A 25678-nucleotide genomic window follows, 5' to 3' on the forward strand; every position below is an offset into this window, starting at 1 on the left:
TATATTAATTTTTTGCAGTAAGCACAGCCACAAAACGATCCGGCTCAAAATTTAATTTTTTATCTAATTCCAGAAGTCCAATGAGTCCCGCTGTTGAAGCAGGTAGAATTCGAAATCCTTCCTTTTTATATAACAAGGAGGCCATCTCCTTTAATTTTTTATCACTTATATTAAATGCCTCACCTTCAGATTCGCGTAAAGCATATAAGGCCTCTTCCCCATCAAAACTATGCCAGTTAATTAACGGCTCATTATATTTTGTTTCTTTAATTGCCTTAGGATTCAAATCTTTACAATGGTCTAATCCCAATAAAAAAGATTCCACTATCGGATTCTTATGAGAAGATGAAGCAGCGATCATTTTAGGAATCCGAGAAGTTTTGCCTCTTTTATATAGATTTACAAAACCTCTATAAATTCCTGCAAATAAGGTTCCGTTGGAAACCGGAACAGCACAGTATTTTGGGGCATCCCCTAAATCTTCAAAAATTTCTTGAGCAATTTGCGCGTAAGCAGATATTTGAAGTGGTGTATTTGCACCGCCTGGGTTGGCATCATACCAGCCATACTCAGCCGCTAATTTTGAGCTTTCCGTGACCACATCTTCATAACTACCAGGAATACGAATAATTTCAGCATTCAAGGTTTCCATTTCTACTATACGATCTGTATGATACGTTTCTGGTATATAAATTTTACAAGCAATGCCTGCTAAGTCAGAAGCCAAGGCCATGGACACACCATAATTACCACAGGTAGCTAAACTTACCACTTTAAATTCTCTTCTTAATGCATCATACGATTGGGCAAATGCAATTCGGTCTTTTTGGGTACCAGTGGGGTTATCGCCTTCATATTTAATGTACAATTGACGAAGATCAAACTCACGTTCTAAAGTCTTTGCACGACTCAATCCTGTATCACCAATTTCTAAACTTATGATGTCTTCGAAACACTCTAGCCGATCTACTATTGATTTGCTCGTATCCTTAACTATTCCACTCAATCTTCGAGCTTCATTAGACACTTTATTTTCAGCCGTTTTAACGCCGTCTTTAAGATCCATAAGTTTCTTTAAAATCCATTTTTTAATATACAGTAATTATTTTAATTTTCCTTTTATATTTTAGCGAAATTTTACTTTTAAAAAAGGGATACATAGGTACTATTTTCTCTGAAAATATTTAAAATTTTAACATAGGATTTTTAAGTAATCAAAGACATATGGCGTGTTTATTGAATTTTTTAATTATCCGAGGGCAGCAAAAATTAACATTGGGCTAATCAGTCCGTTACCTAATTTTGACTACATTTTTAACTAAGCATAAATCAATGAAATCAACCCGATTCTTTTTACTTTTTTCACTCCTATTATGTTTTGCCATTTACGCGCAAGATGAGTTACCCCTACGAATAGACAATTCGAAGATCAAACCTCTACAAAAACTATTAGATAGTTCATTACAAACCAATTTAAGAGATGAGCTAGCGTCGCACCCAGAATGGAATGACCTTATAATACAAAAGAAAATGGCCGTTGGCCTTGTTGACTTAAGTGATCCAGAACACGTACGTTTTGCCAGAGTTAATGGCAACCATATGATGTACGCCGCAAGTCTACCTAAAATTGCCATTCTATTATCTGCCATGGATGCTATTGAAAAAGGTGAATTGAAAGAAACTGCTGAAGTAAAAAAAGATATGCGCTTAATGATCAGCAAGTCCGATAATGCTGCGTCTACGCGAATGATTGATCGCGTAGGATATGAACAATTAGAAGCCGTAATGACTGACCCCAAATATGCTTTCTACGACGAACAAAAAGGTGGCGGACTCTGGGTTGGCAAACGCTATGGAAGTGGTGGCGACACCAATCGTGAGCCATTAAAGAACTTAAGCCATGCGGCTTCTGTTACTCAAGTTTGTAGGTATTATTATTTATTGGCTAACGGAAAATTGGTGAATCAGAAGCGTTCAAAACAAATGCTAGACATAATGGAGGATCCAGAATTGCACCATAAATTTGTAAACACGTTAGACCAAATTGCTCCCAATGCAAGATTGTTCAGAAAATCAGGTTCATGGCGAACTTATCATTCCGATTCTATCTTAGTTTGGGGTAAGGACAGCAATAGAAGATACATTCTAGTAGCACTAATAGATGACGCCAACGGTGAACAAATTATAAGAGATTTAGTAAAACCAATAGAAAAGGTGCTAAAAAAGCCAGTACTTTAGGTCTTGGAATTTAGATTTCCAGTTCTTGATGTTAGAAAGGTTAATTAAAAAAGTATTTGATGTAAGGGAAGGTGAGTTCAAAGTATCTCTTTGGATGCTCACCTATATCTTTTTGGTCATTGCTGTATTGCTGATTATCAAACCAACGGTAAATGCACTCTTTCTTTCAGAATTAGGTATTGAGCAATTACCATTTGCTTTCTTATTAGTTGCGGTTACGGCAGTAACAAGCTCATATTTCTATTCAAAAGCAGTTTCTCGGTTATCGCTTAAAAAAGTTATTGAGGTAACTATTATAAGCTCTATCATAATTCTTATCGGGTTAGGTATTTTATTGTCGCTACATGTAGTTAGTGGTGTATTACTTTACTTCTTTTACATATGGGTAGCGATATATGCAGTATTGTCCGCTTCTCAATTTTGGATATTAGCCAATTTAGTCTTTAGTATTAGAGAAGCAAAAAGATTATTTGGCTTTATAGGTTCTGGGGCCATTATTGGTGGAATTTTCGGTGGTTATCTCACCTCTATTCTTGCGCCACTTATTGGTAATGAAAACTTGATGTTCGTGGCTGCGCTGCTCCTATTCTTTTGCATACCATTGCTTCGTAAGATTTGGAATATTAGGGTCAAGAAAAATGGTTCTTTTAGAAAGCATAAGAATCCGGTAAATAATACAGAACCACCTCTAAAGCTTATTTTAAAATCTAAACATCTCACTTATATAGCAAGTATTGTTGCCGTAAGTGTTGTTGTCGCAAAGCTTGTCGATTATCTATTTAGTGAATTTGCATCATCTTCGATAACCAATGCCGATGATCTAACCTCTTTTTTTGCTTTTTGGTTTTCAACATTCAATCTATTATCGCTGGTCATTCAATTATTTTTCACCCATAGAATTGTAGGTATTTGGGGCGTTGGTTTTTCATTACTTTTATTGCCTATTGGTATTTTTAGCGGAAGTATATTATTTCTTCTCTTGCCAGAACTTTCGGCTGTGGTAGTGATAAAGGCTATGGATGGAATACTTAAACAGTCTATTCACAAGAGTGCCTCTGAACTATTGACATTACCCCTACCATTCGATTTAAAGAATAGGACCAAATCGTTTATCGATGTTGTTATAGATAGTTTGGCTACAGGTATTGCCGGTTGTCTTTTAATTTTCGTTGTACGAGGACTTGACCTTCCTTCTTTTTACATAGGTATTTTAATTATTGTACTTGTCTGCCTTTGGTTGTATTTCATTTATAAAGTACGAATAGAATACTACAAAACCTTTAGAACAAACCTAGAGGTCTTAACCGATACTTTCAAAAAGACAAAAAAAATCACTGCTTCTAAAACTTCGGTAGTTGCCGGTATGCGTACCGTTTTTAAAAATGGTAGTGAAGAGCAAATTCTCTTCATGCTCGATAAATTAATGGAAATCAATGATAAGCGTTTTACCGATGATGTTGCGTTATTATTAGAGCACCCAAGTAACAAAGTGAAAATATCAGCTATTCAAAACCTATACTTTTTAAATTCAAAAAGTATGACCTCTGAAGTTTCTGAGCTTTTAAAAATTGAAGATAGAGAATTGACCATTGCCACCTTAGCATACATTTTAAGTTTTGCCCATAAAGACAAATCGTTCGTATTCGACGCTTATTTAGAAAATTCAAATCAACGCATTTCTTCGGCAGCCTTATTTTGTTTGGCAAGAGAAGCTAAACATAATTATTCTTTAAAACAGCGCTATTCGTTATCTGACCGAATTTCAAAGTCGCTCGTTTCTATTGATAAGAATCCAGATAACCTTAGCAATTTAGAAACCGTGATAGACATATTGGGAGTTGCGAACTTACCAATTTATCACAGTAAGCTCATTGAGTTTTTAAAGCATGAAAATGAAGAAATTGTAATGACCACCATCAAGTCTATCGGAAGTACAATGGATCCTATTTTAGCCCAACATATTATTCCGTTTTTAGAACAAAAAAAATATAGACCTACAGTTATTGAAGCGTTTAAGCAGTATGGCCCTCAAATACTACCTTTACTTCGTAAGAATGTTCAAGAAAGGCTGCAACCTTTATCCGTGATTCGGTTTATACCTATGGCCATGCAATCTTTTTATTCAAAGGAAGCCGTTCATCAATTGCTTGGAATCTTAACAGATAATGATTTAACGGTTCGGTTAGAAGTCGTACGAGCTTTAAGCGCTATTCGAACAACACATCCGCAGTTAAAATTTAATCGTTATAAAGTAGTGTCGGTAATATTTGATGAGTGTAAGTTGCATCATCAAACATTGTCTTCCATGCATACCCAAATAATTATATCTTATCGAAACCGAACCAAGTCTAAAAAAGAAATTGGCGATGCTGAACGAGATGCGCGAACCAGTCTTTTAGAACTTTTAGAACGCAGATTAGATTCTGGTTTAGAGCGCATATTTAAATTATTAGGTTTACGCTACCAACAAAAAGATGTTGCCATTGCCTATGAAGGTCTTTTAAGCCATAAACAAGAGGCCCAGCACAATGCCATTGAATTTTTAGACAACCTGCTAACAGGTGAGCTTAAGCGCAAGCTGCTACCTATCATTGAAGAATCAGCCCTTGATATATCATCAGAAGAAGAGCTTCAAAAAATTAAACATAAAATTCCCTCCGAATTGGAGTGTTTTAAATTGTTGTTACAGGGTAACGACCTAAAAATTAAGTTGGCAGTATTATACCTCATAGCACAACAAAAAGAACCGCGATATTTAAGTTTTGTAGAAGAACATCTTAACCATGCCGACCCAAAAATTAGAAGTTTTGCATTAGAGGCATTTACCGCCATAAGTGACTCTTAGTCATCAATTGTTTTCACAACTATTAAATTTTCTTGTACCTTATTAACTATTTGGTATGGCTGATTACAAAAAAACATAGCATGGCAAGATTTATTAAAAAGAGTAAAGATGAAATCGGTAGGGCACCTGACGAACTCTTCTACGGTGGGAGAAAAGAAGATAGACGAAGTCTTAATTCGAGTAATCGATTTTGATGCGAATAATCTAAATGAGCTGCCTTTAAAGGATATTACCGAAGCCATATCATACCAAGGCAAAAAAAAAAAAAACGGTTACTTGGTTAAATATAGATGGTTTACATTACAAAGAGCTAATGCTAGACATTGCAAAAGGGTTTCAACTAGATGAACTCGTATTGGCAAATGTTATGAATACCTCATCGAGACCTACGGTTCAAGAATTCGATAATTGTATTTTTATTTCCATAAAAATGCTTCAACTTAATGAAGAAGATAGTAGGCTTCCTGTTGAAAATTTAAGCTTGATACTTACGAAAACCGTATTGATTTCTTTTCAAGAAAAAAAGGTTGATGTATTTGAACCTATTAGAGATCGAATTCAAAAAAAACAGAATGCGTATTCGAAATGGCTGGACAGACTATTTAACCTTTGCCCTAATAGATATTGTTATTGACAACTATACCTATATTTTAGGTGTGTTAGTTGAAAAAAAAAGAAACTGGTTTTAATTTTTAATTACTCTCTTTATGAAAAAATCTTTTAATGTTACTCGAGTGTCGTTTAAAACGATATCTGAATTACCGGGATATTGGACAGAAACAAAATATCTTCATTTATTAGACCTAATGGATTTTGATAATCTTACCGGTTTAGAAAAGTCTGAAATAAAGGATATGTGCTTAATGTCCCTCACGGATAATGAACCAGAAGATGCCGCAAAAATTGTACTCAACTATGTTTTTGGCAACAGACTTAATAAGGGTCAAATCGATAATCTTTCAAATGAAATGCTAGAAGAAAAGTTATGGGAAGAATATGCTGATTTAAGTCTACATGAAGAATTTTTCGCCGTGCATCAATTATTATACGATGCCTTTGAAGGCACTTTCCCTCATCCAGAAGCTGTTTCATTTCAAATAAAAATTCAGGAAATGGCGAAAAATAGTCTTACTTTATTTGAAAATTATCCTGAAGCCCCCTTAGTTCGTTTATTGGCAAATGGCTTACCGGAAAATAGTGTTATTAATCGCCTTTTCGATGATAAACTTGAAGGTGAACAATTTCAAGAAGCAAAGGACATTCTCTGGCAATTGAAAATAAATAAAAATGACAATAATGAATTAATTGCTGATGTGATTTCTTCCCATTATTGGTTTAAAGATTTAAAATATGTAGATGGGTTTGAAGCAGAAACCCATGCTGATGATTTATAATTCATAAGCAAAAAACTAAAACACCTTTCACCCAATTTATTAATTACACAAAAGTAATTCCTTGCTTACCACAAATTTCCGCTACTTTTTCAAAATTCGGTGGTCCTGCAGGTAATTGTGCCAGTTCTTGAAACACAAACTCAATACCTGCAGGAAAAGCGGAGGTAATCATTTTTGCCTTTTCTGTTCCTACAACCTTCCAAGCGTGTGCTATACCTTTTGGGGCAAAAGCAATATCACCCGCTTTTAAGATGGTGGATTTATTTTTTACGGTTATTTCCACTTCTCCCTTAACCACCCTAAAAATTTCATCTTCCTTGGTATGAATATGCGGAGGTATTCCTACACCTGGAGCAACATTGTCCACCCATTCCACAATTTGATTGTTTGTGTCTGCGCCCACCAATTTATGGGTCTGTACATCCCCGATAACATTGAGTACATCTCCATCATCATCTTTAACCACTTTTGGGTCATTAAGAGAAACATGAGGAGTTGAAAATAAATTTGGTTGACTAAGTAGTACACCAGGCATCAATGCTATTCCCAAACCTATTCCTGAATTTTTAATGAAACGTTTTCTATCCATGATTTTAATTTTGCACCAAATTAGGAATAAAGAAAATCGGTTAAAATGTGAAAACCACGGTATAAACTTTGAATTTAAGAACTTCTGCTTCTTCTTAGTGCAGAAGGGTTGGTTCCCGTTTGGGTCTTAAAGAAATAGCTAAAATAATCTGGAGTAGAAAAACCTAAATCATAGCTTATCTCCTTTATCGTTCTATTGGTGAATTTTAAAGCATGACGTGAACGAATCAGTAACTGTTCAATAATTATACTCTTAGAGCTTATATTAAGCACTTCTTGAACGCATTCATTCAAATATTTTGCAGATATATTAAGTTGTGACGCATAGTACCCTACCTCATGAGATTTCACGATATTCTTATCTACTAACTGCTTAAACGCATATACAATGTTTGCCTTTGTTTGGTTTTTTTCAATGATTGATTTTATATTACATTGACCATCGCAGTATACAAAGAAGGTGTTTAGTAGTGAAATTAATGCATCCTCCTTATTATTTAGATGAGAACCCAAAAGCTCATCTATCATTTCTAAGATAGCTTGGGTTCGTTTCTCAATACCCGGACTTAATTTAAATAGCGGAATGGTTCCGGAGTTAAACAATCTTACTTGGTTGATATGAAGTTTGCTCAACAATGGATTGCTAAGTATCTCCTGTGACAATTGAAGTATATACCCTGCATTTACACTATTTTCTCTAGTATAAAGCTTCCATTGTAGTTTATTATCCAAGAAAAAAATAGAATTTGATATGTTTGGATATAAAACACCATCTATCTCAACGCCTTTAATTTCGTCCTTGACCCAACAAACAGCATAGTCAGAATCATCAGTAGAGTGGGAAACATTTTTGACTATTTTCGATATATTAATTGTATCGTTTTTCATCAGTAAAATGTTGATTTAGATAATAGGCCATGTTAATGGACATAGCCTATTAGTATTCTAATATACAAAATTTAAAATTTCTCTGCTTATGAATTCTGCTCCAACTCCATAATCAAGTTGGCTACCAAAGCGGTCCAGCCTGTTTGATGTGATGCTCCTAGACCTTTACCAGAATCCCCATCAAAAAACTCATAAAAGAAATGCTCATTTTTAAAATGTTCATTTTTAGTAAACACCTTATTTACATCTTCAGAATGGTACTGAAATTTACCGTCAGCATTGGGTTGAAATAGTTTTATAAGCTTTTTCGAAAGCTCATTGGCAATCTCGTTCAAGTTCAATTTATTACCTGATCTTGTTGGAAATTCATATACATATTGCTCACCATAGAACAAGTAATACTTTCGTAACGATTGAATAATCATATAATTCAAGGGCATCCAAATAGGACCTCGCCAGTTAGAATTGCCACCGAACATGTTTGAACGACTTTCTCCAGACTCATATTGAATTTGGTGATATCCATTATGTTGAAATACAAAAGGATGCTTTTCATGGTACTTTGAAAGAGAACGAATTCCAAATTCAGACAAAAACTCATCTTCATCTAACATACGATAAAGTAATTTTTCTAATCTAAAGCCTCTCATAATAGAGAACAGATAATTGCCATCTTCATTAAACTCTTCAATATTTGAAACCAATGATGCTAAATCAGGACGAGTACGTATAATTTCAGCAGCTCTAACTTTGAAATGTTTAAGTTCTTCAAATAAATCTTTATGAATAATTTCAACGGCGAATAATGGTATAATACCTACCAATGACCGAACTTTTAAACGATCAGTAGTTCCATTGGACATTTCAACAACATCATAATAAAAGTTATCTACATCGTCCCACAATGAAATTTCTTTTTGTCCAATATGGTGCATTGCCCAAGCAATGTTCAAGAAATGCTTGAAAAACTTCGCGACACTATCCTCATAAATAGGGTTGACTATTGCCAACTCTATTGTCATACGCAACATATTCAAGGTAAACATGGCCATCCAACTAGTAGCGTCTGCTTGCTGCATGCGCGTAATACCTTCTGGCATATGATTACGATCGAAAACACCAATATTATCAAGCCCTAAAAAACCGCCTTCAAAAAGGTTTGTTCCGCTTTTATCTTTTTGATTTACCCACCAAGTAAAATTGACAAGTAACTTTTGATAAGCCTTTTCTAGAAATTTGGTGTCACCTTTTCCTTTACGATTCTTATCCTTTTCATACACATTCCAAACAGCCCAAGAATGCACAGGAGGGTTTACATCACTAAAATTCCATTCATATGCAGGTATTTGTCCGTTTGGGTGCATATAGCCTTCCCGCAACACCAAAAGCAGTTGCTCTTTTGCAAAATAAGGATCTATTTCTACAAAAGAAGCCATGTGAAATGCAAGATCCCACGCAGCATACCAAGGGTACTCCCATTTATCGGGCATTGAAATAACATGGCGATTCGTTAAGTGTTGCCAATGTATATTTCGTGAATCTTTACGATAAGGTTTTAATTCCCCGGGGCCTCCGAATAACCATTTGTAAACGTCATAGTAATAAAACTGCTTGGTCCAAAGAAGGCCAGAAAAAGCTTTTCTCGCAATTTCTTGTTGATCGCTCGGTAATTCTTTCTTTAAAATAGAACCATAGAACTCTTCACATTCTTTAACTCTTTTATCAAAAATAGCATCGTATGTACTCCATGGGTCGGCAAGTTTTTTCTTGCTCAATCGAACTTTAATTATCTTTTCCTCACCTGGCTTAAGACGTAATTTATGCCAAATCGCAAGCTTAGAACCTTTTTTCGCAGGGTTTACGGTATCTAGTCCATTAACCACATGGTCATTAATACCGTCTTTCACATACTCGACTTCATTAGGTACATTATAGATTCTTTTGTTATTTGTTTCATTTTCACAGAACAGTTGTTCGCCACCTTCATGATAAAAGTAATATCTACCATTTCTTGTACTTCTACTTTGTACTGTAGAGGTTGAAATAGACTTCATTTCTGGGCGTTCAAAACGGTCGTTATGTTTCCAGAAATTTCTAAACCAAAGATGTGGCAATACGTGAATATTTTCTGTCTTTCGCCCTCGGTTTATTACAGTGACTTTCATAAGAATATCACCTACATCTTCTTTGGCATATTCTATAAAGCAATCGAAATATGTATTATTATCAAAAGCTTTTGTATCAAGCAATTCGAATTCAGAATGCTCTCTTCCAAGGTCTTTATTCTTCTTTAGTATTTCAGCATATGGAAATTTCTTTTGTGGATATTTATACAAATACTTTGCATACGAATGTGTTGGCGTAGAAACCTGATGAAAGTAAAGTTCCTTTACATCTTCACCATGATTGCCTTCATTGTTGGTCAACCCAAATAACCGCTCTTTCAAAATTGGATCTTTACCGTTCCAAAAAGCAGGTGCTAAACAAAGTATTTCTCTAGAATCGCAAAAACCACCAATACCTTCTTCTCCCCACCTATATGCATTACTACGAGCTTTGTCATGGTCGACAAAATCCCAAGCATAACCATTTTCACTATAATCTTCTCTTACGGTTCCCCATTGCCTTTCTGCCAAATATGGGCCCCATCTCTTCCAATATTTATAATTATCCTCAACGGCTAGTCTTTCTTCCTCAGCATTTTTATGGATCATACAGTCTTTAATAAATTATACCTTTTACTCTAATTCAACATAGGCACCTGTAAACGATCATGTTGTAGGGAGCCTAAAAAATTGGCCAAATTATTATATCCCAAAGGAAATAACAATAAAAATACTACTTGTTGCAGCATTTGATTGACAAACGCTCTAAGCAAATGTATAATATTAGTTAATCACTAGAATTACTATTGATACATTATCAACTTTTTAATATTTAACAGTTATTCTATTAAACAGGCAACAGTATACGATTATATAAATACTTAATAAATAACAATTTGTTATAATTATTCATTGTTTATATTTTTATTGAGAATAGAATCAGCTTTTAAACTCGAAGGTAACTCAATAAAGGCATCAGCTATTTGTTTGGATATGTTATAACAACCGATTTTTACCTATGAATTTATTCTTGATAATATCTTATATTTAAGATATGAATTTATCAAAACGTGTTATTACCCTTCTGTGCATTATTTTAATGAATCATTTATATTCACAAGAAGAAATATATCAAGACTACACACAATCTATTGGAGGTTCAAATTTAGGTATTGAAATGGTTGCCATACCTGCTGGAAGCTTTTCGATGGGAAGTATAACAACCGAAGAAAAAAGAGGTGAAGATGAAGGCCCTGTACATACAGTGAAATTAAATTCTTTTTGGATGTCTAGGTATGAAATAACATGGGAGCTCTACAATCTATTCGTAAACAGAGCAATAGATAGTATTGAACCTATCAGTAAAGCAAAAGAATTAGAAATTGAAATTGATGCTATTTCTGGCGCAACCATACCCTATGTTGACATGAGTCTTGGCATGGGAACAAGTAAAGGTTTACCTGTTGGCAATGTAACACATTACGCTGCATCTCAATTTTGCAAATGGTTATCAGCAAAAACAGGGCATTTTTATCGATTACCAACAGAGGCGGAATGGGAATATAGCGCTCGTGCAGGAAGTTCTACCGCTTACCACTTTGGTGATGACCCAAAAATGCTTGAACAGTATGCATGGTCTTATGAGAATAGTGAAGACACCTACCACCCAGTAGGTCAAAAAAAACCTAACGCATGGGGGTTATATGATATGCATGGTAATGTGGCTGAATGGACGTTAGACCAATATATCCCAAAAATTTATACTACTAGAGATGGCGTAACCCAATCACCTATTGAAATTGCTAAGGAAGAATACCCACGTTCTGTGCGCGGTGGTTCTTATTATGACGATGCTGAATATTTAAGAAGTGCAGCTCGTTTAGGCTCTAATGAGAATTGGAAAATGAGAGATCCGCAATTCCCAAAAAGTAAATGGTGGAATACTGACGCCCCTTTTGTTGGCTTTAGAATTATACGAGATCCAAATGTGCCAAAAGAAACTGAAATCAACTCCTATTGGGGCGAATAGTCCCTAAAACCTTAAAACCAAACAACATGAATGACTCTAACAAAAAAAACAGTTTAAAACCAGAAAACTCAAGAAGAGATTTTTGCAAAAGCACAGCCCTTGTGGGTGCAGGAATTTTACTACCAGGATTAGAGATGAGTGCGATGGCAAACGTCTTTAACAACAAAAAACTAAAACTAGCTGTCGTAGGTTGTGGTGGTCGTGGTAGTGGCGCAGCCAACCAAGCTTTAAAAGCAGATGAAAACATAGAATTGGTAGCCATGGCAGATGCTTTTCAAGACCAATTAGACAATAGTCTACTGAATTTACAAAAAGAATTCGAAGGCACTAAAAAAGTAAATGTAAAAGATGCCCATAAATATGTTGGATTCGATGCTTATAAAAAAGCAATAGACCAGGCTGATGTTGTTATTTTAGCAACACCACCAGGTTTTAGACCTTATCACTTTGAGTACGCTATTAATAACGGCAAACATGTTTTCATGGAGAAGCCAGTTGCCACAGATGCACCTGGTATTCGCAAGGTTTTAGAAATGGCGAAAATTGCCAAGGAGAAAAAGCTGAATGTGGTTGTAGGTCTGCAACGTCATTATCAAAATAATTATTTAGCCATTGCAGAGAAAATAAAGCAAGGTGATGTTGGCAAAATAGTATCAGGACAAGTATACTGGAATAGTGGGGGCGTTTGGGTTAGACCAAGACAAGAAGGCCAAACCGAACTAGAATATCAAATGCGTAATTGGTATTACTTCAATTGGTTATGTGGTGATCATATTCTAGAGCAACATATTCATAATATAGATGTCGCTAACTGGTTTATAGGTGAATACCCTATTTCTGCACAAGGAATGGGTGGTAGATTGGTTCGAACAGGAAAAGACCATGGTGAGATTTTTGACCATCATTTTGTAGAATTTACATACCCTAGTGGGGCCGTAATCGCTAGCCAATGTCGTCACCAACCTGGTACTTGGTCTAAAGTAGGCGAAAACTTTCAAGGAACAAAAGGCAGTATTGATATGAATGACGCTGGTGCTGCAAGTATTATAGGCCTAGACGGTGAAAAAATGTTCGACTACCGTAATCGAAACGACCCTAATCCTTATCAAGTGGAACATGATAGATTATTTGCATCGATTCGTAACAATGAAGTAATTAGCGATACTGAAAACGGTGCTAAAAGTACTATGACTGCTATTATGGGCCGCATGGCAACCTATTCTGGTAAGGTGATTACTTGGGAGGATGCTATGGCATCTGAAAAATTATTGATGCCTAGTGAACTTACTTGGAATTCCACGCCACCAAGTGTCCCAGGACAAGATGGAAAGTACACAATTCCCACCCCTGGCGTTACCAATGTACTAAGCTAGAAAACCGAAAATTAAGTTTCATGAAAAACAAATTGCGGAAATGTCTATATGACTTTTCCGCAATTTGTTTCAATTAGAATTTGAATAGATTCGGTAATAACATATATTATTACAAATACTTACCCCTTCCGTATTATCTTATCTATATTCCCAGCCAAATACATGTGATCGCTGGCAGAATTTTTCCGTAGTACATTGGTCATCAATACCACCATATATCGACAATTATTGGGATGTTCAACAATTATAACAGAATTCATGAAATTCGTAACATTACCCATATATTTTCCACAAGCTTCACCTTTACTTCTATCACATTTGTATAAAGAGCCCGATTTAAAATATACAGCGGCTTCTTTTAAAACAGGTGATTGTGCGTACCGTATTCGTCGATCTGTCATATACATTAACCGCTTCATCTCTAAACTTGAGGCCTCATCAACAACATTGCCTTGTTCTAACTGAACCAAGAACTTCATTAATCCTTGTGGAGAACCTATACTTCCGCCTTTATCCCCTACATAGGTATTTGCCCCTCTGGTAAAAAAACTACCTAAACGCCATTCGTCTGCAGTGATTCCTAAATCACGTAGTGGTAAATTAACTACATCGTTACCGAGGTCGGTCAATTCCTTTTTCGGAGTTTCTTTGAAATATGTATCGGCTTCTTCAGGCGTCAAATCAGGATATTTATCTCCGAAAGCAGCCATTAGAAGTACTTCCCGCCAAACGATACTTGCTGCACCGTTATTACTTACAGATAACATATGATCCGTCCATTCATAAAGGGTAAATACGTCACTCGCGATTACTTGGCGTTTTACTAGTGTATTCTTTTCGATATTAAAGATAGGGATGGTGTGTTCATCGGTAAGTCCCCAAACACCCGCTTTTACGGATTTATTCTTTAATAGTTCAGTTCTTTGTTCGAACGAATCTGGATATATTTTTGCCAACTGAGTGAACAATCCGTTTAAAACTGCCAATTTACCTACACTACCTGGTTGATAGCCTGCCGTTTCATTACGCTCTGCATACCGTACATTTTTAGGATCTGATATATCCAATACCGTTAACGAATAGCTTTTATCCAAACCACGAAACAGTGCATTGATTTCCTTTTGAAAATCCTCATTCACCTGCATTAATCCCATAGCGCTATCGTTCTTTCTTGATAGCAAGTTCAATTGAATTTCGCTATAAGATTTGAGTGCCCCAGCCGGTAGTGCTGTGGCGTCCTTAATTTCACCACTTTTTATTAACTCTAAACGTTTTAACCGTTTAATGCCCGTACGCTCGTATCCGTCAATAGGGTAGTACTTATATGTTGTAAATGCGGAAGCCGTAAATACTACAATCAGTAATACTAAAATTTTCTTCATTATAATTTTGAACTTAAAGAGATTTCTTTATCTGTATCAATTATAGGAGTTATAGACTCTAAATATCCTGAACTCACCGCTTTTTTATTCTCTACAAAAGGTCGAATTTGAAACAACCACAATTTATCATCTTTAAAACCAAGCTCTACATCATAAGCACCTTCATAATCTGAATTTGTAGCTTTAGGTAAGGTCTTACGAATAGTGTTTGCCAAAATCTTAATTTCATTTAAATTCTTCTCATGTACAACCCTATTTTGAAATGTAGCAACTTTCTTGCCGGTACCACCAGTTTCGGGTAATATATTATATAAAGGCTCTCGCGCAGGAGCTAACAATCTATAGCCACCTGCATCATAAATAGTATAGGTTTCTGCCGATTGCCCATCAACGGCGCCCCCTGCACCCCTACTGAAAGCAACAGTCAAATCTTTGTCATTACCAGAATTGATCCCTTTAGTTATCAATACTCCGGAATAATCTACATCAACACTTGGTATCACCAAAATAGAAGGAAACACATTCTCAGGATTCAATAAATATTTTTGGCGCCATTTAAAGCTACGCTCTGTATATGGTGATGCCCAAACCTCTTTTACTCCATTTAATATTTTCTCCTTATCCAAAACATTGAATAATGTAAGGTTTAGTCCAGCACCGGTAAAATCCTTCAAATCTTCCATGTTGGTATCACTTCTCAAGAACACCGGAATTTTTCCAAAATCGGAGCCTAAAACCGTTTTAAACTTCGTCTCCAATTGATTCATAAAATCAGCTTTTAAAGGCATTTTCTTAATAGCATCTCTTAAAGTTTCTAATTGTCGCAATTGATAATTCTCAACTTCAGGTTCAGCAATACCAGTATTTTTCATACGCTCTGCTTCAATGAACATGGCATTCAAATACTCCCAATACGATTTATCGACACCAGGCATTTGTTGGTCCATATGATCTCTAAAAATTCCGAAAGGAATTACTAACCCTTCAACTACTTGCTCTGGGAACATTTTTTTTAATTGCCCTAAGTTTGCCGCTTTTGGACCACATAACGCACCAGAATCACTAGCATCTACATCACGCATATTCAAAACATCGGTATTCTTTAATTGAATTTTTTCAATAGGCACTTCAATCTTATCTGTATTACGCTCTTTCTTTACAAAAAGTCCACGTTCTTGATCTGTCATTTGAGATTCAGGCTTCAAAATCACATTTCCCTTCTTCGAAACCGCATAGAAAACTCTGTCACCGTCATACTTCTTTAAGCTTTGGAGATTCGCATCAGATAATGCAGCATTCGGTATACCTAAATTACGTGCCAATAGTTGCACATGAGAAACCATATTACCTTCTGCAACTGTTGCGATACCAGCAACAGGCTTTAAATCTGACGGTGAACGTTGAAAAATATAAATTTTATCAGAAGACACTTCAATATCTTCAGAAGCACCATCGACTACCACCAATTCACCAAATGCATACCCAGGATTCAATCCTCTAAACGTACTTTGATTCGAAATATCCATTACCATATTGGTAAGCGCCGATTCATTAGCAATAAAATCGCCTAATTCTCCAACACTTTTTCCTAAATGTAAAGCAACAGAACCTCTAATTCGGTCATCAATAAAAGCATATGATTTTGGTTCAAAAGTTGCATAGATATCTACAACCTCTTGGTAATTAGCTTTTACCATTGCTGCACTCCATTCAACTGCGGCTCTTGCCGTCTCCAAAATTTGGGTTAATTCTGCCAAGCTTAATTGATCTTGACCGAACTTGCTTAAGGTACCAGAGATTTGTTCCCATTCCCACAACTCTAAATATCCAGCACCAACTGATGCAGTAGTTAGTGCACATATTTTTTCCAATTGCCCGCTTAAAGTAGTTGGCTCCCAATTTGGTGCATTTTGAAATAATAGTTCTTCTAGTTTTAAAGAAATATCCAATAATTGCAAACGCGCCATTGGTCGTTTTTCTTCCAATAATCCTTCTCGAATATCTAAAAGCAACTGCGCCGCTTCATTAACCAAATATGAAGGTGTCTCATTAGTAGCCTTCCCTTCGATAAAAGCTTGTACCTTACTTCCTAAATTGGTGCCTTTTACCATTTTCGATTCATTCCACAAAGACTGAACATCAACTGGCTTGAAAAAGGTTTGCATGGTTACCACAAGACCATCTATTTTTTTATTTAAATCAGCAGTTAAAGACTTCTGATTATTGGCTTTAAAATCTAATACTTTTTGAATATCCGATATTTCAGGCTGGCTATGAATTTTGGTCCTCAAATCCATAAAAGGTACATAGATATCCGAAATAACTTTAGATTCACTGCGCATTAATTGTGCTACATTATCATCACCATTATGAGGTATGTCTTTTAAAGATTGTCTTAGAAAGTAAAAATTGTCAGCGACCACAACATCTTTTGCTAAAACCCATTCATAAAAACCGATACCCCAAGCTTCTTCGTCTTCTACCTGAACTGAGCCTCTATAAAATTGACCTTTTTGATTCACCCAGCCGTCATCAATAAGACGAAGATATTTATCTAATTGGTATTGCTTTAAACGAGAATGATTATGGTCCATATCCCATAAATCATCATTTGTTGAATAGGCTAAAATTTGACCTAAAAAGATATGATTGCTTCTACCCAAGGCAATAACTTCATCTTTATATCTTGCATGCTGAACCCCAGGCCCAATATTATCAGGACAAGGGTCTTTTGGCTGCCTTACACTGCCATCTGTACAAAACCAACGAATATCTTTATAAGGTCCGCGTATATCATTCTTACATTTTTCAACCAATGTCTTAATATTATCGGCAAACAATGGTGATTGGGAATAAGAAATATGGACTGCAGCAAAAAATGCCACAAAAAGAATTCTATAAAAGGAATATATTTTTCTATTTTTCAATTGAATGGTGTTGAATTATTCATCAAAGGTAGTATCAAATTGAACTACAAACCTATGTGTTTATAAATTATTTTATTTCAATATACTAAAATTAGTACGCTGGAATACAGGTATTTAAGAATATAAAAATCTTTCATAATAAAATGATAAAATAAATTGTGATTCAACTATTTATAGTTCATTTGTATCAACTTTTAGTAACTAAAAAAACAATCAAAAAAATTACAACTAAACTAAATAATTAAAAAAATGAAATCAATTTTAGTAGTATTATTCGTAGCCCTTACTTCATTCACAAGCGTTTATTGCCAAGATACCGAAAAAATGAACGGAACCTTTGTAAGTTATGAAGATGGGGTATATGTTTTTACAGATAAAGACGGCTACAATGTAGAGTTTACCAATGTGGCGGAGGAGGTTAGCAATAAATACAATTTAACTGACAAAACATATATTGGCAAACAATTTATTATCACTTTCATCGTAGAAACAGAAATGGATGAACTTGATGAAGAAATACAAGTAAGTACGATTATAGCGCTTTTAATACCAGAATAAAAAATTAAAAGGACGTAAAAGTCCTTTTAATTTGTGCTCGGATTTTTTTAAATCATATAAAATATATCTCCATAAAAACCCACTTCGAAGAGCCGATTCTTTTTCGTTTCTTTGTATTTGATAATAAAAAATAAAATGATTTTACTTGGTATTGATGTTGGTGGCTCTGGAATTAAAGGAGCATTAGTTGATTCGGAAACAGGAGAAATGATTTCTGAACGCTTTCGAATTCCGACTCCTACTCCTCGAACTCCAGATGCAATGGCCGATGTTATTGCAGAAATTGTTGCCCACTTCGATTACAAAGGCAAAGTGGGTTGTGGTTTTCCAACCATCATCAAAAACGGTGTTTGTAAAGCTACTGGTAATTTGGACCCTAGCTGGTTAGGAGTTAATGTTGAAGAATTATTGGAAAAAAAAACCGGACTGGATTTTACGGTTATTAATGATGCTGATGCAGCTGGTTACGCCACTATGAATTATGGTATTGGTAAAGGCGAAAAAGGTTTGGTCGTTATGATCACAATTGGCACTGGACTTGGAAGTGGTGCATTTTTAGATGGCAGATTGATTCCTAATTTTGAACTTGGCCAAATTCCTTATAAAAAATATTCAAAAATTGAATTATGGGCTGCGGGTTCAGCAAAGGAAAAAGAAAAGCTTTCCTATAAAAAATGGGGTAAGAGATTCAATAAATTTTTAGAATATGTTGAATTAATCATATCTCCAGATTTAATTATTCTTGGTGGAGGTGCATCAAAAGACTTCGAACAGTTTAAATCTCAAATAAAAATCGAAACCAAGGTCATTGCTGCAGAATTACAAAATCATGCAGGCATTATAGGTGCTGCTGTAGCTTCACAATACAAAGCAAAGAAGGCATAACGATTAAAATATGACATAATTAATTACCGTTTTATTGATTATGTAATATAAATCACACGGCTTTATGATCTAAACTAGCTATTTTTCGTTGTTCATAATTTTGTGCCACAAGAATATCAAGTTCTTCTGGAGCCTCAAAATTCAAACGATTTTCTTTAAGTCTTTCCTCACCACCAAAAATAACTTGAATCTCTTTATTAAATAATCCTTCTAATGAACGTTCGGCCACAAACTCTGGCGAATCCATTTTTCTACCTTTAAATTTTTGCATCATATCGGTATCGGTAGCTGTTGGAAAAGCACAGGTAACCGACACTTTAAAAGGTGCCAATTCTCTTCTCATTGAATCTGAAAACTGACGAATAGCTGCTTTAGTACTGCCATAAACTGCGTAAAAAGGCATACCAATCAATCCTAATCCCGATGAAATATTTAAGATATAGGCGTCTTCGGAAAACTTTAAAAGTGGAATACAGTATTTGGTCAATAACATTACCGCAGTAAGATTTACCGCTACTTGATCATACAGATCCTCATCCTGTATATCCTCTAATGGACCAGCAGCTACAATACCGGCATTATTTATCAGTATATCTAAATGACCCCATTTATCTTCTATACGTGCCGCAGCATCTCGTAAAACTTCAATATTGGCCACATCGCCGGCAATTCTTATAAAATTTACCTCTGGATATTCTAATGATAATTCCTTAAGGTGGTGTTTGTCTCGGGCAATTACGGCAATATTGGCCACCCCTTCTTTAATTAGGTATTGAACCATGCATTTTCCAATACCACGAGTACCGCCTGAAATAAGTACATTTTTATCTTTTAGTTGCATAATAGTGATAGTTTGAGGTGAGTTTAAATTCTACTTCAAATTAGATAAAATTCTATATAGAAACGAAGAAAAATGTGAGATGGACACATTATTAAGGAAGTAAGAAAATCTATCTTAAAATTTTGCGTTTTTCTTAATCAAGCCGTATTAATCACCATGAAATCGGTCTAGTAATTTCAAAAAATGATATGTGAATTAGGATACGCAGAAACGGTAAAGTAAAAAAGCCACCCTTAAAAGGTGGCTTTTACATTAAAAAGTAAAAAAAGTGCCTTAAGAAAAGGGACTCTAATACTTATGCTATTTTGTTACGCTTACGGTCATTCTCCGTTAGGTAAATCTTACGAAGACGTAAATGTTTAGGAGTAACCTCCACATACTCATCCTTTTGAATATATTCCAAAGCTTCCTCTAATGAAAACTTAATTGCCGGTACAATTTTAGCTTTATCATCTGCACCAGAAGAACGTACATTAGATAGCTTTTTGGTTTTGGTAATATTCACGGTCATATCATCTCCACGAGAGTTTTCACCAATTACTTGACCTTCGTAAATATCTTCCCCTGGATCAACGAAAAACTTACCACGATCCTGTAATTTATCAATAGAATAAGGAATAGCTTTACCTTTCTCCATAGATACCAACGAACCATTTTGTCGTTGTGGAATTTCACCTTTCATTGGTTGATATTCTAAAAAGCGGTGTGCCATAATAGCCTCACCAGCCGTTGCCGTCAATAATTGATTACGAAGACCGATAATACCACGTGATGGAATTTGGAATTCACATAACATACGATCACCTTTTGCTTCCATTTTGGTCATCTCCCCTTTACGAATAGATACCATTTCAACTGCTCTACCAGATACTTCTTCCGGTAAATCGATTGTTAAATGTTCGATAGGCTCACATTTAACGCCATCAATTTCTTTTATAATTACTTGTGGTTGCCCGATCTGTAATTCATAACCTTCGCGTCTCATAGTTTCTATAAGTACAGAAAGGTGTAATACCCCACGGCCAAAAACTAAAAACTTATCTGCACTATCAGTTTCATTTACACGTAAAGCAAGGTTTTTTTCCAATTCTTTAGCCAAACGATCTTTAATATGTCTTGAGGTAACGAATTTACCATCTTGACCAAAAAACGGACTATCGTTAATGGTAAACAACATACTCATTGTAGGTTCGTCTATAGCAATAGTTTTTAATGCTTCTGGATTTTCCAAATCAGCAACAGTATCACCAATTTCAAAACCTTCAACACCAACTAATGCACATATATCACCTGTTTCAACCTCTTGTACTTTTTTACGACCTAGACCTTCGAAAACGTACAATTCTTTGATTTTTGATTTCACGATAGAACCATTTCGTTTTACCAATGAAATTTGTTGTCCTTCTTTTAAAGTACCCCTTTGTAATCTACCGATAGCAATTCTACCAGTAAATGAAGAGAAATCTAAAGATGTAATCAACATTTGAGTATTACCCTCTTTCGGAATGAATGTTGGTATGTGCTCAATAACCATATCTAACAAAGGCTCGATATTATCAGTTTCGTTTTTCCAATCCTCACTCATCCAATTGTTCTTTGCAGAACCGTAAACCGTAGGGAAATCTAACTGCCATTCTTCAGCACCTAGTTCGAACATTAAATCAAAAACTTTTTCATGTACTTCTTCTGGTGTACAGTTTTCTTTATCGACCTTATTGATAACCAAGCAAGGTTTTAAACCTAAATCAATTGCTTTTTGTAATACAAAACGCGTTTGTGGCATTGGTCCTTCAAAAGCATCTACCAACAACAAAACACCATCTGCCATGTTCAATACACGCTCAACTTCACCACCGAAATCGGCGTGACCAGGAGTATCAATAATATTTATTTTAGTATCCTTATATATAACGGAAACGTTTTTGGAAGTAATGGTAATACCACGTTCTCTTTCCAAATCGTTATTATCCAAAATTAAATCACCTGTATTCTCGTTTTCACGGAACAAGCTACAGTGGTACATTATTTTATCTACCAAGGTGGTCTTACCGTGGTCAACGTGCGCAATGATCGCAATATTTTTTGTAGTGGCCATAAGGTCTATTTTAAGCGTGCAAAGATACTTCAATTTTTAATAGCTACACTTAAACTTATGTTATTTTTATCTTATTGATTTTGAGAGGGTTCTGCTAAAGTAAGACCTACTTTTTTCCTCCATCTTATCACCCAACCTAATCTTGTATCTATTAAAATTCCGGGCGTTGCATCAATTTCATCAACAAAAACTCCAGGTCCAAAAGAAATACCTCAATAGAAACCCATAGACCTAGTATGCTGAATACCATAAACAATAGCAAGATTATAATAGTACTCTGATGCCTATTCTAAATCTCCTAAAATAGGTTGACCGAATTGAAACTGATTTAAAAACCCAAGGTAGTTTCCTGAATTTCCAGAAATATTTTTATCTTGTAATAATAGCCTTTCCAAATTATTAAAGTACCAAAATTCTGCGCCTATACCAGGGTAAAGACCGAAATTGGTTTCTCTGTCAGACACTCCGTTAAGTGCAAAACCTAAAAAACTTCAAAATTCAACGTAGTTTTAGAACCGACACCCAATTCGTAAGACACACTTGGCGCCAGTACATTAAATTTAAAAAGTCCGTCTTTTACTTCTTTGTTTATTTGTGCATTAAGGATTAACGCCAAGCATAAAAAAAATAACTCAAATTATGGTTTTTCTTATGGTATAGATTAATTTAACAGCTTTAAAGTAGGTGTCAAAAATCAGACCTTATTTAATCAAAAACTGGTTTTCTAGATTTTCGTTTTGTAGCAACCCAGCCAAAGCTGAAATTTATAAGTGGTCCATAGCCACTAGGCACACCATCGCCTAAATAATAACCAGCACCCAACTCCGCATTAAAATTAAAGCCATTGTTATTAGTACGCTGAATACCATAAAGCATCCCATAAAACCCAATATTAAAATCCTTAGGTCCCTCAATATCCGTTGCTACTCGCAGTTGAGAAAAGAAAATTGTATTCGACAAGGCTATATAATTTCCAGAATTTCCGGATACGTTTTTACCCATATCCAATCGCCTATTAAAATTATGGTAATACCTGACCCTATTATGTAAAGCATAACCAAAAGCATAACCCTCTTCATAGCTGACCAAACCAAAACCTGAGGCACCCGAGGCACTTACATTTCTAAATAATCCTATTTCATAACTAATACCAGGATTTACCAAGTTAAATGTTACTTGATGCGGTTCAAGATTAATAATTCCCGAACCTTTTTCAGCAATTTCTCTAACTTGAGAAAATCCATTAAAAGAGGCAGAAAGCACTAATAATACAATAACTTTTTTCATATAAATAGGCGGTTGTTGTACTTAAAACTAAAAACAAAACGGTGGAATAGTACTATCTTTATATAAAATTTATGATATGGACTTGATTAAAATTCCCCAAATAAAGCATACTGAATCAAATAACTTTTTTCTGCTTTCTGGCCCATGCGCCATTGAGGGTGAAGATATGGCACTGCGTATTGCGGAGCATATTGTAACTCTAACAGATGACCTTAAAATTCCCTATGTTTTTAAAGGAAGTTTTAAAAAAGCAAACCGTAGTCGGTTAGATTCATTTACGGGTATTGGAGATGAAAAGGCATTGAAAATTTTAAGGAAAGTTTCCGAAACATTTAAAATTCCCACCGTAACGGATATTCATACAGAACAAGATGCTGTAATGGCCGCTGAATATGTAGATGTGCTACAAATTCCTGCTTTTTTAGCACGCCAAACCGACTTAGTGATTGCAGCTGCTGAAACAGGCAAAACTGTAAACATTAAAAAAGGACAATTTATGAGTCCCGAGAGTATGAAACATGCTGTAAATAAAGTTATCGAAACAGGTAACCAACAAGCAATTATCACTGATCGTGGCACTATGTTCGGCTATCAAGATATGATTGTTGATTTTAGAGGTGTACCCACTATGAAAGAGTATGCACCTGTTGTTTTAGATGTCACCCACTCGCTACAACAACCAAATCAATCATCGGGAGTAACAGGTGGTAGACCAGCATTAATTGGCACTATGGCAAGAGCAGGAATAGCAGCAGGTGTTGACGGACTTTTCATAGAAACCCATTTCGATTGTGCCAATGCAAAAAGTGATGGCGCCAATATGCTCGATTTAGGGTTAATGAAAAAATTATTGACCGATTTGGTGGCACTTAGAACAGTAGTAAATCAGTTTTAATTTAAATCTTTTCGCTTATAAAATCCATTTTGACGAACTGAATATGCATCTTTCAGTACATCGGTTAGAATGTGGTCATCCATCTCTTCTAAAGTGAAGTAATGCAACTAACATATTACTTTTCGATTTTCGAAAAGTAATATGTTCAAATGTTTGGTAAGATGTACAGAATTCCAAAAGGCAATATCTACAAACTGTTTTTTATGTGATGCATTCAATTAACAGATAGGTGATTTACCAATGTAGAAGCATGGAATATTCCATTTGTATTTTAATTCCACCTCAGGTATTGTTAGCTCAATTTGCATTTGCAAATCCATTAAAATAGCCTTGTAGGGTTCTGGCTGGTTTCATGATTGAATTACCCTTACTATGTAAAAACTACTTCTAACGATTTCAAATATATAATTTTGCGTTTTTAAAATGTTTTAATGTTCAAAAAATAACTTTCTCATTTAGCTTTATTGTTTTCTTTTCTAACCCCTTCAATATATTTGCACAAGATAACCTAGATAAAAAATGGATTTTTAAGAACAGTAAAAATTTGCCTGAGCTTTGGGAGTTAGATGCTGAACATCACCGAGGAACATTCTTAATTACATCTTATAAACCGATTTATCTAACCGCTGCCAAATTTTCAACAGATACCAATAAGTTTCCTGTTGCAGAAAATTCTTCAAAAACACCAGATTCTCCTGTAAATTTAGACCCAATTGAATCAAAATTTCAAGTTAGTCTTAAAACAAAGATTTTTCATAAAATGTTCGATGGTCGTATAGATCTATGGATGGGATATTCACAAACCGCCTACTGGCAAATTTATAATATAGAACGCTCTAGACCCTTTAGAGAATTAAATTATCAACCAGAAATAATTGCCAATTTCCCTGTCTAATATAAATTTCTTGGCTTTAATGCAAAAATGATAGGTGCTTCAATAATTCATGAATCGAACGGACAGTCAGACCCAATTTCTAGAAGCTGGAACCGTCTTGCTTTTCATGCTGGTTTTGAACGTAACAATTGGCAGGTTATGCTTAAACCTTGGATTCGTATTGGAAGTAAAATAGATGACAATAAGAACATCTCAGATTATATTGGAAGAGGTGAAGCCAATATCACATATGATTTGGGAAGACAGCGGTTTAGAGCCATTGCACGGCATTCTTTAAATTACGGAGCCAAAAGTAAGGGTAGCATCCAATTAAATTGGTCATTCCCTATTTTTGAGAATTTCAATGGTCATCTACAATTCTTCGATGGCTATGGTGAAACCCTAATAGATTATAATCATAGGCAAACAACTTTTAGTATTGGTGTGTCTTTAATTAAATCTTTATAAACAGTT

20 protein-coding genes and 1 pseudogene are annotated in these 25678 nt (G+C 35.2%); 11 read left to right on the forward strand and 10 right to left on the reverse strand.

The window, feature by feature from the left end:
* Nucleotides 1–4 precede the first annotated feature (4 nt).
* Nucleotides 5–1066, reverse strand: coding sequence for a pyridoxal-phosphate dependent enzyme (locus AACZ49_RS04460; RefSeq protein ID WP_339652097.1), 1062 nt, complete (start codon nt 1064–1066; stop codon nt 5–7).
* Nucleotides 1067–1332: 266 nt separating this feature from the next.
* Here AACZ49_RS04460 and AACZ49_RS04465 point away from each other — a divergent pair, with 266 nt between their 5' ends.
* From AACZ49_RS04465 to AACZ49_RS04485, 5 genes are all read left to right on the forward strand, one after another.
* Nucleotides 1333–2238, forward strand: coding sequence for a serine hydrolase (locus AACZ49_RS04465; protein ID WP_339652098.1), 906 nt, complete (start codon nt 1333–1335; stop codon nt 2236–2238).
* A 28-nt stretch (nt 2239–2266) separates the two neighbouring features.
* The gene (locus AACZ49_RS04470) at nt 2267–5083 is read left to right on the forward strand and encodes a hypothetical protein (RefSeq protein ID WP_339652101.1); all 2817 of its coding nucleotides are present in this window, start codon (nt 2267–2269) and stop codon (nt 5081–5083) included.
* Nucleotides 5084–5191: 108 nt separating this feature from the next.
* Complete coding sequence (locus AACZ49_RS04475) at nt 5192–5431, forward strand: hypothetical protein (RefSeq protein ID WP_339652102.1); 240 nt, start codon at nt 5192–5194, stop codon at nt 5429–5431.
* Entirely contained in the window at nt 5397–5717 is a 321-nt protein-coding gene (locus tag AACZ49_RS04480; RefSeq protein ID WP_339652103.1) for a CorA family divalent cation transporter, read from the forward strand. The genes AACZ49_RS04475 and AACZ49_RS04480 overlap by 35 nt, the downstream gene beginning before the upstream one ends.
* 73 nt (nt 5718–5790) lie before the next feature.
* Nucleotides 5791–6477 (forward strand): hypothetical protein, encoded by a 687-nt coding sequence (locus tag AACZ49_RS04485; protein ID WP_339652104.1) that lies wholly within the window; start codon nt 5791–5793, stop codon nt 6475–6477.
* A gap of 43 nt (nt 6478–6520) precedes the next feature.
* On the opposite strand, the gene AACZ49_RS04490 is transcribed toward AACZ49_RS04485, so the two are convergent.
* From AACZ49_RS04490 to AACZ49_RS04500, 3 genes are all read right to left on the reverse strand, one after another.
* Nucleotides 6521–7066 carry a cupin domain-containing protein gene (locus AACZ49_RS04490; RefSeq protein WP_339652105.1) on the reverse strand — a complete coding sequence of 182 codons (546 nt, stop codon included), beginning with the start codon at nt 7064–7066 and terminating at the stop codon, nt 6521–6523.
* Between the two features lie 74 nt (nt 7067–7140).
* The gene (locus AACZ49_RS04495; RefSeq protein ID WP_339628820.1) at nt 7141–7953 is read right to left on the reverse strand and encodes a helix-turn-helix domain-containing protein; all 813 of its coding nucleotides are present in this window, start codon (nt 7951–7953) and stop codon (nt 7141–7143) included.
* Between the two features lie 86 nt (nt 7954–8039).
* Nucleotides 8040–10667, reverse strand: a complete 2628-nt coding sequence (locus AACZ49_RS04500; protein WP_339652107.1) for a glucosidase — start codon at nt 10665–10667, stop codon at nt 8040–8042.
* Between the two features lie 445 nt (nt 10668–11112).
* On the opposite strand from AACZ49_RS04500, the gene AACZ49_RS04505 reads away from it, so the two are divergent.
* Nucleotides 11113–12087: a formylglycine-generating enzyme family protein gene (locus AACZ49_RS04505; protein WP_339652108.1), complete on the forward strand. Its 975-nt coding sequence runs from the start codon at nt 11113–11115 to the stop codon at nt 12085–12087.
* 26 nt (nt 12088–12113) lie between these two features.
* Nucleotides 12114–13460, forward strand: a complete 1347-nt coding sequence (locus AACZ49_RS04510) for a Gfo/Idh/MocA family oxidoreductase (RefSeq protein ID WP_339652111.1) — start codon at nt 12114–12116, stop codon at nt 13458–13460.
* 119 nt (nt 13461–13579) lie between these two features.
* Here the strand turns inward: AACZ49_RS04510 and AACZ49_RS04515 are convergent, their stop codons facing one another.
* The gene (locus tag AACZ49_RS04515; protein ID WP_339652113.1) at nt 13580–14842 is read right to left on the reverse strand and encodes a serine hydrolase; all 1263 of its coding nucleotides are present in this window, start codon (nt 14840–14842) and stop codon (nt 13580–13582) included.
* Entirely contained in the window at nt 14842–17769 is a 2928-nt protein-coding gene (locus tag AACZ49_RS04520) for a PEP/pyruvate-binding domain-containing protein (protein WP_339652115.1), read from the reverse strand. Before AACZ49_RS04520 ends, AACZ49_RS04515 begins: the two co-directional genes overlap by 1 nt.
* A gap of 249 nt (nt 17770–18018) precedes the next feature.
* Between AACZ49_RS04520 and AACZ49_RS04525 the strand changes: the two genes are divergently transcribed.
* A complete protein-coding gene (locus tag AACZ49_RS04525) occupies nt 18019–18327 on the forward strand; it encodes a hypothetical protein (protein ID WP_339652117.1) in 309 nt (102 codons plus the stop codon).
* Between the two features lie 135 nt (nt 18328–18462).
* Nucleotides 18463–19212 carry an ROK family protein gene (locus tag AACZ49_RS04530; RefSeq protein ID WP_339652119.1) on the forward strand — a complete coding sequence of 250 codons (750 nt, stop codon included), beginning with the start codon at nt 18463–18465 and terminating at the stop codon, nt 19210–19212.
* Nucleotides 19213–19264: 52 nt separating this feature from the next.
* On the opposite strand, the gene AACZ49_RS04535 is transcribed toward AACZ49_RS04530, so the two are convergent.
* From AACZ49_RS04535 to AACZ49_RS04550, 4 genes are all read right to left on the reverse strand, one after another.
* Nucleotides 19265–20053 carry an SDR family oxidoreductase gene (locus AACZ49_RS04535; RefSeq protein WP_339652121.1) on the reverse strand — a complete coding sequence of 263 codons (789 nt, stop codon included), beginning with the start codon at nt 20051–20053 and terminating at the stop codon, nt 19265–19267.
* A gap of 295 nt (nt 20054–20348) precedes the next feature.
* Nucleotides 20349–22148, reverse strand: coding sequence for a translational GTPase TypA (gene typA / locus AACZ49_RS04540; RefSeq protein ID WP_339652123.1), 1800 nt, complete (start codon nt 22146–22148; stop codon nt 20349–20351).
* A gap of 284 nt (nt 22149–22432) precedes the next feature.
* Nucleotides 22433–22612 (reverse strand): hypothetical protein, encoded by a 180-nt coding sequence (locus AACZ49_RS04545; protein WP_339652125.1) that lies wholly within the window; start codon nt 22610–22612, stop codon nt 22433–22435.
* 241 nt (nt 22613–22853) lie between these two features.
* Nucleotides 22854–23435: a hypothetical protein gene (locus AACZ49_RS04550; protein ID WP_339652127.1), complete on the reverse strand. Its 582-nt coding sequence runs from the start codon at nt 23433–23435 to the stop codon at nt 22854–22856.
* Nucleotides 23436–23511: 76 nt separating this feature from the next.
* Between AACZ49_RS04550 and kdsA the strand changes: the two genes are divergently transcribed.
* Nucleotides 23512–24330, forward strand: coding sequence for a 3-deoxy-8-phosphooctulonate synthase (gene kdsA, locus AACZ49_RS04555; protein ID WP_339652129.1), 819 nt, complete (start codon nt 23512–23514; stop codon nt 24328–24330).
* A gap of 544 nt (nt 24331–24874) precedes the next feature.
* Nucleotides 24875–25672: pseudogene (locus AACZ49_RS04560) on the forward strand (phospholipase A).
* The last annotated feature ends 6 nt before the right edge of the window (nt 25673–25678 follow it).

Source organism: uncultured Maribacter sp. (assembly GCF_963975365.1).
Classification (GTDB): domain Bacteria; phylum Bacteroidota; class Bacteroidia; order Flavobacteriales; family Flavobacteriaceae; genus Maribacter.

Coding starts and splice junctions, on each gene's coding strand:
- AACZ49_RS04465 (WP_339652098.1), top strand. CDS start 1,333: ATGAAATCAACCCGATTCTTTTTACTTTTTTCACTCCTATTATGTTTT.
- AACZ49_RS04470 (WP_339652101.1), top strand. CDS start 2,267: ATGTTAGAAAGGTTAATTAAAAAAGTATTTGATGTAAGGGAAGGTGAG.
- AACZ49_RS04490 (WP_339652105.1), bottom strand. CDS start 7,066: ATGGATAGAAAACGTTTCATTAAAAATTCAGGAATAGGTTTGGGAATA.
- kdsA (WP_339652129.1), top strand. CDS start 23,512: ATGGACTTGATTAAAATTCCCCAAATAAAGCATACTGAATCAAATAAC.
- AACZ49_RS04550 (WP_339652127.1), bottom strand. CDS start 23,435: ATGAAAAAAGTTATTGTATTATTAGTGCTTTCTGCCTCTTTTAATGGA.
- AACZ49_RS04530 (WP_339652119.1), top strand. CDS start 18,463: ATGATTTTACTTGGTATTGATGTTGGTGGCTCTGGAATTAAAGGAGCA.
- AACZ49_RS04500 (WP_339652107.1), bottom strand. CDS start 10,667: ATGATCCATAAAAATGCTGAGGAAGAAAGACTAGCCGTTGAGGATAAT.
- AACZ49_RS04485 (WP_339652104.1), top strand. CDS start 5,791: ATGAAAAAATCTTTTAATGTTACTCGAGTGTCGTTTAAAACGATATCT.
- AACZ49_RS04495 (WP_339628820.1), bottom strand. CDS start 7,953: ATGAAAAACGATACAATTAATATATCGAAAATAGTCAAAAATGTTTCC.
- AACZ49_RS04460 (WP_339652097.1), bottom strand. CDS start 1,066: ATGGATCTTAAAGACGGCGTTAAAACGGCTGAAAATAAAGTGTCTAAT.
- typA (WP_339652123.1), bottom strand. CDS start 22,148: ATGGCCACTACAAAAAATATTGCGATCATTGCGCACGTTGACCACGGT.
- AACZ49_RS04510 (WP_339652111.1), top strand. CDS start 12,114: ATGAATGACTCTAACAAAAAAAACAGTTTAAAACCAGAAAACTCAAGA.
- AACZ49_RS04480 (WP_339652103.1), top strand. CDS start 5,397: ATGCTAGACATTGCAAAAGGGTTTCAACTAGATGAACTCGTATTGGCA.
- AACZ49_RS04525 (WP_339652117.1), top strand. CDS start 18,019: ATGAAATCAATTTTAGTAGTATTATTCGTAGCCCTTACTTCATTCACA.
- AACZ49_RS04515 (WP_339652113.1), bottom strand. CDS start 14,842: ATGAAGAAAATTTTAGTATTACTGATTGTAGTATTTACGGCTTCCGCA.
- AACZ49_RS04475 (WP_339652102.1), top strand. CDS start 5,192: ATGAAATCGGTAGGGCACCTGACGAACTCTTCTACGGTGGGAGAAAAG.
- AACZ49_RS04535 (WP_339652121.1), bottom strand. CDS start 20,053: ATGCAACTAAAAGATAAAAATGTACTTATTTCAGGCGGTACTCGTGGT.
- AACZ49_RS04505 (WP_339652108.1), top strand. CDS start 11,113: ATGAATTTATCAAAACGTGTTATTACCCTTCTGTGCATTATTTTAATG.